8 protein-coding genes are annotated in these 11072 nt (G+C 40.8%); 6 read left to right on the forward strand and 2 right to left on the reverse strand.

The features are described 5' to 3' along the window. Nucleotides 1–123: 123 nt before the first annotated feature. On the forward strand, nucleotides 124–843 hold the full coding sequence (locus tag AYJ08_RS09850; protein WP_369799676.1) for a lytic polysaccharide monooxygenase: 720 nt from the start codon (nucleotides 124–126) through the stop codon (nucleotides 841–843). A gap of 357 nt (nucleotides 844–1200) precedes the next feature. Then, nucleotides 1201–2670, forward strand: a complete 1470-nt coding sequence (locus tag AYJ08_RS09855; protein WP_064017580.1) for a lytic polysaccharide monooxygenase — start codon at nucleotides 1201–1203, stop codon at nucleotides 2668–2670. A 94-nt stretch (nucleotides 2671–2764) separates the two neighbouring features. Here AYJ08_RS09855 and AYJ08_RS09860 read toward each other — a convergent pair whose 3' ends face one another. Then, on the reverse strand, nucleotides 2765–3853 hold the full coding sequence (locus AYJ08_RS09860; RefSeq protein WP_064017581.1) for a Gfo/Idh/MocA family protein: 1089 nt from the start codon (nucleotides 3851–3853) through the stop codon (nucleotides 2765–2767). A 229-nt stretch (nucleotides 3854–4082) separates the two neighbouring features. Between AYJ08_RS09860 and treR the strand changes: the two genes are divergently transcribed. Continuing rightward, nucleotides 4083–4793: a trehalose operon repressor gene (treR, locus tag AYJ08_RS09865; protein WP_064017582.1), complete on the forward strand. Its 711-nt coding sequence runs from the start codon at nucleotides 4083–4085 to the stop codon at nucleotides 4791–4793. Between the two features lie 52 nt (nucleotides 4794–4845). Here treR and AYJ08_RS09870 read toward each other — a convergent pair whose 3' ends face one another. Further along, nucleotides 4846–4995 (reverse strand): VOC family protein, encoded by a 150-nt coding sequence (locus AYJ08_RS09870; protein ID WP_231929078.1) that lies wholly within the window; start codon nucleotides 4993–4995, stop codon nucleotides 4846–4848. Between the two features lie 239 nt (nucleotides 4996–5234). On the opposite strand from AYJ08_RS09870, the gene treP reads away from it, so the two are divergent. The 3 genes from treP to AYJ08_RS09885 all read left to right on the forward strand — a co-directional run bounded on the left by treP (nucleotide 5235) and on the right by AYJ08_RS09885 (nucleotide 10806). Beyond that, nucleotides 5235–6677: a PTS system trehalose-specific EIIBC component gene (gene treP / locus AYJ08_RS09875; RefSeq protein ID WP_064017583.1), complete on the forward strand. Its 1443-nt coding sequence runs from the start codon at nucleotides 5235–5237 to the stop codon at nucleotides 6675–6677. Nucleotides 6678–6752: 75 nt separating this feature from the next. Next, on the forward strand, nucleotides 6753–8432 hold the full coding sequence (gene treC / locus AYJ08_RS09880) for an alpha,alpha-phosphotrehalase (protein WP_064017584.1): 1680 nt from the start codon (nucleotides 6753–6755) through the stop codon (nucleotides 8430–8432). Between the two features lie 175 nt (nucleotides 8433–8607). Further along, complete coding sequence (locus AYJ08_RS09885) at nucleotides 8608–10806, forward strand: DNA topoisomerase III (protein WP_064017585.1); 2199 nt, start codon at nucleotides 8608–8610, stop codon at nucleotides 10804–10806. Nucleotides 10807–11072 lie beyond the last annotated feature (266 nt).

Consider the following 11072-nt stretch of genomic DNA (forward strand, 5'->3'; position numbering starts at 1 on the left):
GAGTATTGCGGTCTTGTCAGAACTTTGCTTTACCACATCATGGGAGGTCATTAAATGACAGAACAGAGCATCATGAGCCAGATGGCTATCAAGGTATGTGTTGCTTTTGGGCTGCTAGTAGTAATGATAGCAGGGGCTATGTTTATTGCTGAACGTGTATCAGCTCACGGCTATGTGGAATCACCTACAAGTCGGGCTTATATGTGTAAACAAGGCAAAAACATGAATTGTGGTCCCATTCAGTATGAGCCTCAGAGTGTAGAAGGAGAAGGGTCCTTTCCACAATCTGGCCCACCGGATGGACAAATCACAGGAGCAGGGCGCTATCCCGAGCTGTATACACAAACCGCTGATCGTTGGAAAAAAGTAACGATGCATAGTGGGGAAAATACGTTTAAGTGGAGATTGACAGCATCGCATAGCACAAGGGAGTGGAAGTATTACATTACGAAAAATGGCTGGAATTCCAATAAACCACTTGCTCGCTCCGACTTAGACCTGGTTCCGTTTTGCTACTATTACGATGGTGGAAACAGACCAGGTACAACGGTGACTCATACCTGCAATGTACCAACTGATCACAGTGGTTATCATCTTATTCTGGCTGTGTGGGAGATTGCGGATACCACGAATGCTTTTTATCAAGTGATAGACGTTAATCTGGTCAAAAGCGCTGCTACTGATGAACAAGTCTCGATCGACGTAAGCAAGACTGCTATAGCACCACAAGCTCCTCAAATGGAAAAGGTAAGCCCTATCTTTTCTACGATACAACAAATGAAACAGGGAAGTATTCTGCCGCGTGCCCACTGGTTTGCTGGTGATCAACGCGCACTATACTGATTCATTATAGACCGAATAATGGGTGTCACAAAAACGCCTATTATTCGGTTTTTTTGAGTCAAAAAACCTATGCAGAAAAAATAATGTAATAATAACATAAATCTAGTTCTTTCATCCTAAAAAAGGTTACATTGAAAATACATACAGGAAAGAATTGCCGTTTCCATCATTTTACTTGATTTTATCATAATCAAATCTTTTACTTTTAAAAATTAGTAGATTTAAAAATATGACTATTGTAGTGTGATAATTCAGTCGTAAAGAATCTATCTAATCTGCTACCAATTTTAATAAAATAGCAAATGTTACAAAGTATTTCGTATAACCTAGAAAATCACATACTAGGAGGTAGACAGAATGACTTTGCAATGGAAAACAGTTTTTGGGAAGAGCTCTGTAGCTTTTGGAATAACGCTGGCCGCTATGGCTGGTACGATGGTATTTGCAAGCAGTGCGTCAGCACATGGTTACATTGAATCACCTACAAGTAGGACTTTACTTTGTAAGCAAGGACAAAACGTTGGCTGCGGTCAAATTCAATATGAACCGCAAAGTGTAGAGGGAGTAGGTAATTTTCCACAATCTGGACCTAAAGATGGGGAGATTACAGGAGCAGGAAAATATAAGGAACTCTTTGTCCAAACCGATAGTAGATGGAAAAAAGTGGACATGAAAGGTGGGAAAAATACTTTTACGTGGTATTTAACCGCTCCACATTCTACAGGTGACTGGAAATATTATATAACGAAAAAAGATTGGAATCCCAACAAGCCATTAGGGCGCAACGATCTTGAACTCATTGCTACATTTAACGATGGTGGCAAGGTTCCCCCTAAATCAGTGTCTCATGTTGTTAATGTTCCGACCGATCGCAGTGGCTACCATATCATCCTTGGTGTGTGGGAAATCGCTGACACAGGGAATGCTTTTTATCAAGCAATCGACGTTAATTTGAAAAACGATAGTGACCCAACAGAACCAGAGGTACAATTGCCGACAATTCCTAGTAACCTGACCTCTCCAGGACAGACAACAACAAGTATTGAATTGCGCTGGTCAGCCTCGACGGCCTCTGAAGGTATCAAAGAATATGAAGTATATCGCAATGGTCGTCTAGCAGGTAAGTCTAGCCAGCCATATTTTGAAGATAAGGAATTGACCCTCGATACGGCTTACACATATACGGTTCGATCCATTGATTTTGCTGGAAATAAATCTGAAATGTCCAAGCCATTCACAGTTAGAACTAGTAAAGAAGACGAACCAGTAGAATTGCCAACTGTACCAGGCAATCTAGTTTCTTCAGCCCAAACTACATCTACAATTGAATTGAGTTGGACAGCTTCCACAGCTCCTCATGGAATTCACGCCTATGAAGTGTATCGTGATGGCCGACAAGTAGGGACGACTAGAGAAACAACCTTTACAGACAAGGATTTGAAGGCTGACACAACCTATTCTTATATGGTAGTAGCTGTTGACCATGCAGGTAATAAATCTGATTTCTCTCAAAAAGTAACGGTGCGTACTGAAAAAGAGCAGACTGGGAACACCGATGACACATGGAACAAAGACAACGTTTATAATAATGGTGATCGAGTGATATATGAGGGCGTAGAATATGAAGCTCAATGGTGGACTCGCGGCGACCGTCCAGACGGCACTGATGTATGGAAGCAGGTGGGCGATGTTGTACAAAAATGGAACAGCGAGAAAGCCTACCAAGGTGGGGCAAAAGTATCCTTCGAGGGTAAAACCTATCAAGCAAAATGGTGGACAAAAGGTGAAGAGCCTAGTACATCATCCGTATGGACACTTGTACAGTAAATAGCCGGAGTAGTAATAGATAGGATTAGAAAAAGGGACCATTCAGTAGCATTTTTGAATGGTCCTTTTTGGTATTTACTAATGCTAAGGCTTACTAGGGGAGAATGCTTACACGGGTTCCTTGATCTGCACTTTGTCTGCTGGCATCTAGTATACGCTGTACTTGATAGCCCTCCTCGAAGGTAGCCAGAGTCTTTGGTGTCCTGTCTTTGTGTAAAAGCACATCAGCTAGCTCGTCTAGCATGAAGGTAAATGGTGTGTAAAAAAAGGCAGCAGAAGCTGGAAGCGAGGCAGGCATTTGTAAAGAAGCCTTTAGATCGACCAAGGTAAGCGGCCTTGATTCTATACCAAGATGTATTTGGTTATCATCCGTCATAAATAGCGTTCCTTCTGTTCCATAAATCTCAAGCGACCAATTATGCTTGCAATGACGACCGCGTATGAGAAAGCTTAGCTCAAAGGTGGAGCCACTTTGGGAAGCTCCTACAAGCTGGAATGAATCGTCTGAGGTACGAGTATGCTTTTTCCCTGAGAGATCCTCTAATTCAGGAAAGTGGATAGGCGTTTGTCCAGAAACGGAGGTTATTGGTTCTTGAAGCCACCACTGTATGGAGTCAATCATATGGGAACCGATTGAGTTAAGTGTGCCACCGCCTAACGATTTGTCTTCTTTCCAGCTTTTATGGCCTGAATGGTGGGAAAGATAATTTAGTGCATTTCCTTGGTAACGAATATGTATAATTCGGCCTAATTGTCCGCTTTTGATGATCTCTTTTACCTTTGATCGAGCAGGTAGATATCTGAATTCAAAATTAATAGCTCCGAATCGATTTGCGTGATCACGTGCGGCAATCATATCTTCCGCCTCGTTGAGATTGAGTGCCATTGGTTTTTCACATAGGACATGATACCCGTGAGAAAAGGCTTCACAAACCATCTCTTTATGCTGATACTGTGCTGATGTAACAGAAACAAGATCGAGAGGTTCTGAGATTAACATCGTTTTCCAATCGGAGTAAATATTCGTGATGCCTGTTGCTTGTCTAACTTGCTCGGTGTTTCTTCCTGATACACTCGTAATTGCAACTGCCTCAAACTGTGGATGAGCCTGAAAAAGCGGAGCATGGACTGAGGCACCAAAGCCTGTTCCAATAATCCCCACTTTTAATGTAGATGTTGACATAGCACGTCCTCTCCTTTTCTTTCTGTTTCATACATTATAAAGAAAATACAGATATTTTTCTATTCTTGAAAAATATCTATCATCCTAGTAACAAAGATCATTTTCAGTAGCCGATTTTCTCATTTACGTCCTATTTCTTTTTCATCCCTAACAACTTCTGGTAGTATGGAATAGAGAATATAGAAAGATAAAGCATTGATAGGGCTATTGATACACGGAGGAACGGATAATGAACAGAAGATATCTTGCTATTTATGAAGAGATTAGACAGGGAATTATTGAAGGAGTGTATCCACCAGGGGAAAAATTACCTTCTGAAAATGATTTTTGCAAAAAGTTTGAGACTAGTAGGGGCACGATTCGCCGTGCTTTAGATATGCTGGCAGAAGAAGGGCTTGTAAACAGCATGCATGGGAAGGGCGTATTTGTTTTGGATCAAAATACAATTAGCTTTTCCTTTGGTGGATTAGTTAGCTTTAAAGAAGCTAATGAAAATAGCGGATTGGTCTTTTCGACAACTGTGCCATTTTTTACAGAGCTGGTTATTGATAAAAAACTGGAACAAAAAACTCATCTTCCAAAAGGTATAGATGTTTATCATTTATATCGGGTAAGAAAGCTGGATGGAGAAAGGGTCATATTGGATATCAACTATTTTAGCAAAGAAAAGTGTGCAGGCTTGACTCCTGAAATCGCTGAAAAATCTATTTACGATTATATAGAGAATGATTTGGAATTAAAAATTGGGTTTGCGCAAAGAGTAATTCAAGTAGAGAAAGCAACAGGAAAAGATCGAGAGTATCTGGATATGAAAGCATTTGGGTTTGTTGTGGTCGTTCGCAACTATGTGCATTTGTATGACGGTACGATATTTGAATATACAGAGTCGCGACATCGACCAGATCGATTTGTGTTTACTGATTTTGCACGTAGGCGATGAATCATCGTTTCGTGAAGCAGTAGCTAGATAATGTAGGAACAATTAATGCCCCTTAAAGATGAATCTCAACATGACGACATTTCAAGAAAGTGAATCCTCCTTCGTGATAAATGACGGTAAAACCTAGTTTATCACGATAAAAATCCTCGCTTTTCCTCATATCTGTTATAGGCAATGCTGGAATGGCTTCCATCATTCGCATGAGTAAATTTCCTATTCATATCTACATATGGCTTCTTTTCAGACAATCCCAATTGTAAGATTTATAGATTTCGTAAATTTGCATGGTCTTGATAAAGCAGGGATGGACATTTCCTCTCGGTACTTTAGAATAATTTGTCTAGTATAACTTGTATAAACAAGTGTTTACAAACTTGTCTATACAAGTTATACTAAGATCAACAAATAAGGATGAAAGCGATTCCAAGGGGAGGTACATCTATGAGTGTTAGCAAAAAGTCCGTGGAGGAGATCGTTGAAGCACTTGGCGGTAAAGAAAATATTGTAACCGCTTCACATTGTGTAACGCGCTTACGACTTGCTTTGCTGGATGAGGAGAAGGTCCAGAAGGAAGAGCTAGATAATAATGATCTAGTAAAAGGCTCCTTTTCAGCGAATGGACAGTTTCAGGTTGTAATTGGTCCTGGTCTTGTTGAAAAAGCTTATGCTCATTTATTAGAGCTTACTAGTTTAGAAAAGGCTTCCAAGCAGGAGCTGAAGGATGCTACGGAAAAAAAATTAAATCCGCTACAACGAGCAATTAAAACATTAGCTGATATTTTCATCCCAATTCTACCCGCAATTGTGACCGCTGGTTTGCTCATGGGGATCAATAATGTTTTGACAGGTAAAGGGATATTTTTCCCAGACCAATCACTTATTCAGGTATATGGTCAATGGAAGGATCTAGCAGATATCATTAATCTCATTGCCAATACGTCCTTCGTGTTCTTGCCTGCCTTAATCGGGTGGTCTGCTGCTAAACGCTTTGGCGGCAGTGAGCTTCTTGGAATGGTACTTGGGTTAATGTTGATCCACCCTGATTTATTAAATGCTTGGGGATATGGAGATGCAGTTGCAAAAGGCACGGTGCCATACTGGAATTTATTTGGCTTAAGTGTTGAAAAAATTGGGTATCAAGGTCAAGTATTGCCTGTTCTTGTTTCAGCGTTTTGTTTAGCGAAGATAGAACAATTCATGAATAAGCGTGTACCAGACGCTTTCAAGCTATTATTAGTAGCTCCAGTAACATTGTTAGTGACAGGCTTCCTATCATTCATCGTGATTGGGCCATTAACCTTCTCAGTCGGAACTGTAATTACGAATGCCTTTGTGAGTATTTTTGATAATTTTGCAGCGATTGGCGGTTTCATTTATGGTGGTTTCTATGCCTTGCTGGTTGTAACTGGTATGCATCATACCTTCCTAGCAGTAGATTTACAATTGATCGCAAGTGTAGGCGGAACCTTCTTATGGCCGATTTTAGTGCTTTCTAATATTGCTCAGGGCTCTGCTTCATTAGCTACGATGTTTTTGATTCACGATGAAAAAGGCAAGGGATTATCACTTACATCAGCGATTTCTGCTTTTTTAGGAATTACAGAACCAGCTATGTTCGGGGTAAATCTACGGATGCGTTATCCATTTTATGCCGCAATGATTGGATCTGCACTCGGTGCTGTATTTATTACAATAAATAAGGTGAAAGCCGCTTCGATTGGTGTGGGTGGTTTACCAGGCTTCTTGTCCATCTTCCCACAAAATTGGTTACCGTTCTTTGTAGGAATGGCAATCGCTTTAGTTATACCTTTTGTCCTTACTATTATCTTTGGCAAAATGCGTAGCAAAAAGGCAGAAGAGCAGGAGACAAAGTCTGTAGCATAACAACTAACATTTATGACGCGTTCGTCATGCACATACAACTAGATTAAGTCTTTACAAAAAATGGTGGTGTAAGCAATGCAGAAAACATGGTGGAAGAAAGCAGTCGTGTATCAGATTTATCCGAAAAGCTTTCTTGATACAACAGGGAATGGCATCGGAGATTTGGCAGGAATCACTCGCCAATTAGACTATTTACAGCAATTAGGTGTGGATGTAATCTGGTTAACTCCTATTTATGCGTCCCCGCAAAAAGATAATGGCTACGATATCAGTGATTACTATGCGATCAATCCGGAGTACGGAACTATGGAGTCCTTTGAACATTTGTTGCATGAGGCTCATCAGCGCAATATAAAGCTGATTATGGATATCGTTGTGAACCATACATCAATTGAGCATGAATGGTTTAAACAAGCAAGGTCTTCCAAAGATAATCCGTATCGCGACTATTATATTTGGAAAGATGGTGTGGATGGCAATCCGCCTACGAACTGGCAGTCTAAATTTGGTGGAAATGCTTGGGAATGGGATGAGCAAACAGGGCAATATTACTTGCATTTGTACGATGTGACGCAAGCTGATTTGAACTGGGAGAACCCGACCTTACGACGCGAAATTTATGATATGATGCATTTTTGGCTGAAAAAAGGCGTGGATGGTTTCCGCTTAGATGTTATTAATGTAATTTCCAAGGATCAGAGCTTCCAAAACGATACGCTACAAAGCCCAATGGAGGATGGACGACGTTTTTATACGGATGGCCCGCGCATTCATGAATATTTAAAAGAAATGAATGAGCAGGTGTTTTCTCATTATCCTCAGATATTGACTGTAGGAGAGATGTCGTCTACAACGATTGATAATTGTATTCGCTATACCAATCCAGACGAAAAAGAGCTAAGCATGGTCTTTAATTTTCATCATTTGAAGGTCGACTATCCAAACGGACAAAAGTGGGCTGCAGGTGAGTTTGATTTTGTAAAATTAAAGAGCATTCTAAATGAATGGCAGGTTGGAATGCAAGCAGGTGAAGGCTGGAATGCTTTGTTCTGGTGCAATCACGATCAACCGCGTGCAGTTACTCGCTTTGGAGATGATCAGAAGTATCATAAGGAATCTGCGAAAATGCTGGGTACGGCTCTTCATTTTATGCAAGGTACTCCCTACATTTATCAGGGGGAAGAGTTTGGTATGACTGATCCTGGTTTTTCTCGTATTGAGGAATACCGTGATGTAGAAACGATTAATGCCTACCATTTGCTTCAGGAGACAGGCATCTCTGAGCAGGAGATTATGAAGGCGATCAAACAAAAATCCAGAGATAATTCACGTACACCAATGCAATGGATGGACGCTCCTCATGGTGGATTCACGGCAGGTACTCCTTGGATTCATGCCGCTAATAATTATCCATCAATCAATGCGCAGCGAGCGCAAGAAGATCAGGATTCCATCTGGTATCACTATCAAAAATTGATCCAGTTACGCAAAAAGCATGATGTTATTGCATACGGCGATTTTACAATGCTGTATCCAGAGCATCCTCAGATTTATGCCTATGTACGTCAATATGGTGCTGAGCAGCTAGTCGTAGTTAATAATTTTTACGCGGAGCCAACAGAATTTGTACTGCCGAAGGAGATAGCTCAAAAAGCACATATGGAGGTTATTCTGACCAACTATCCTGATGTGCCTGCAACATTGGACGAATTTACATTGCGTCCATATGAGTCGCTTGCTATTGTAATAAAATAACAGCTTAGAAAAACAGAATGCTCACCTCCCAGCTTCGGATCGGGAAATGGGCATTTTGTTTTTTTGTTTCTATTTGTACTGACAGCCATACAGCGGTATCATAAGAAGGAGAGTGGTTGACATAATAAGATCGTCATGTTCAACCGATAGAATCCGGTTTTGAGAGGATGACAACATGAGTAAAAAGATTGTTTTAGCAGAGAAACCCTCAGTGGGTAAAGATATCGCCAGAGTCCTGAAATGTACCAAGCAGGGAAATGGGTACCTTGAAGGCGACAAATATGTAGTAACCTGGGCATTTGGCCATCTGGTTACGTTGGCTGATCCTGAAGCCTATGGAGAGACATATAAAGCTTGGAAGCTGGAGGATTTACCGCTGTTGCCGTCTCGCCTGCAATTAACTGTCATCAGACAGAGCTCCAAGCAATATCAGATTGTAAAAAAATTAGTAGGGCGACAGGATATTTCAGAAGTGATTATTGCTACAGATGCTGGACGTGAAGGTGAGCTGGTGGCGCGATGGATTTTAGAGAAGGCACATGTGAAAAAGCCTATTAAACGACTGTGGATTTCCTCTGTGACTGATAAAGCAATCAGTGATGGCTTCAGAAAGCTACGAGATGGCAAGGAATACGAGAATCTCTATGCTTCTGCTGTAGCTCGCGCTGAAGCTGACTGGTTTGTCGGTATCAATGCCACTCGTGCTCTTACAACGAAGCATAATGCCCAGCTCTCCTGCGGGCGTGTACAAACTCCTACAGTGGCAATGATTGCCAAACGTGAGGAGGAGATTCAAAGGTTCGTTTCTCGCCCATATTATGGTGTTCAAGCGATCACAGGTAATGGATTAAAGCTTACGTGGCAGGATCAGCACACCAAAGATATGAAGACGTTTACCAAGGAGAAGGCTGAGAAAATTGTCGAAAGCAGTAAAAACAAGCAAGCTGAAATTATTGATATCAGGAAGGCTGACAAGAAAAGCTTCTCCCCAGCTTTATACGATCTAACTGAGCTACAACGTGATGCGAATAAGCGTTTTGGATTTTCTGCAAAGGAAACCCTCTCCATTATGCAAGGGCTGTACGAAACACATAAGGTACTCACATACCCGCGGACAGATTCTCGCTATTTGACATCAGATATTGTCGAAACATTACCTGATCGATTGAGAGCGATTTCTGTTAAGCCATACACTCCGTTTGCAGCTAAGCTGTTAAAGCAACCGATTCGAGCTGGTAAACATGTAGTGGATAATAGCAAGGTATCTGATCACCATGCGATTATTCCAACTGAGCAATCTGTGCTGATGAATAAGCTTAGCGATAAGGAACGTAAAATTTATGACCTTGTGGTTAAACGCTTTCTGGCTGTGCTATATCCGCCTTTTGAATATGAACAAATTAGTATTCGTGCCCGAATTGGCAACGAGGAATTTCTAGCAAAAGGGAAAACGATCACGAATCAGGGCTGGAAGGAAATTTACGATAACCACTTTGATGAAGATGATCAAGGAGATGGATTAAAAGAACAGCTTTTACCAAAGCTTGCGCAAGGTGAGCAACTATCTGTACAAACCGTTTCTCTTACAAAAGGGGAAACAAAACCTCCAGAGCCATTTACGGAGGCTACACTCCTTTCTGCTATGGAGAATCCTGTCCGTTATATGGGACAGGTTGATAAGCAGCTAGCCAAAACATTAGGTGAGACAGGCGGATTAGGAACTGTTGCTACTCGCGCCGATATTATTGAAAAATTGTTTAATAGCTTCCTTATTGAAAAGCGCGGCAAGCATATTCATATTACTTCTAAAGGAAAGCAATTACTTGAGCTTGTACCAGAAGAACTTCGCTCACCGGCTCTTACTGCTGAATGGGAAGTGAAGCTTGGAGCGATCTCGAAAGGAAGCCTAGCTAAAAACAGCTTCATACAGGAAATGAAGAAGTATGCAGAGCAAATCGTTCAACAGATCAAATTTAGTGAGCAAAAATTTCGTCATGACAATCTGACTCGCTCCAAATGCCCGGATTGTGGAAAGCTGATGCTTGAGGTAAATGGTAAAAAAGGAAAAATGTTAGTTTGTCAGGATCGTGAGTGCGGTCACCGTAAGGCAGTATCCAAGGTTACAAATGCTAGATGCCCACAATGTCGAAAGAAGATGGAGATGCGTGGGGAAGGAGAAGGAAAGATATTCGTATGCAAATGCGGACATCGTGAAAAATTGTCGACGTTTAACGACAGACGTAGCAAGGAGAAACAGACAAATGTTTCGAAACGAGATGTAGCGCAGTATATGAAAAAACAGCAACGAGATCAAGAAAGCTTAGGGAATCCAGCCTTGATGGAGGCATTAAAGAATTTTAAGCTAGATCAGTAAGTCATTTTATATAGAAAAGATATGCTCGAAAATAAGGCGCCTTCTCTCTTTATTAGCTAAGAGAAAGGGCGTCTATTTTTGCTTCTTTTTGATATATGGAAAAAAGGAATTAACAAAATCTGAAGTAAATTTCAGAATTTATTATTTTTATGTTAAAAGATTTTAAAAGAAGCGCATCTATTTACTTTATCCATAAATGAAAGCGAAAATGAGATTGGTATATTCCACAAAATGTAAACGTTTTTATATCTTGGTAAATATAGAGT

It is taken from the genome of Brevibacillus sp. SKDU10 (assembly GCF_001645205.1).
GTDB classification, from domain to species: Bacteria; Bacillota; Bacilli; order Brevibacillales; family Brevibacillaceae; genus Brevibacillus_B; species Brevibacillus_B halotolerans.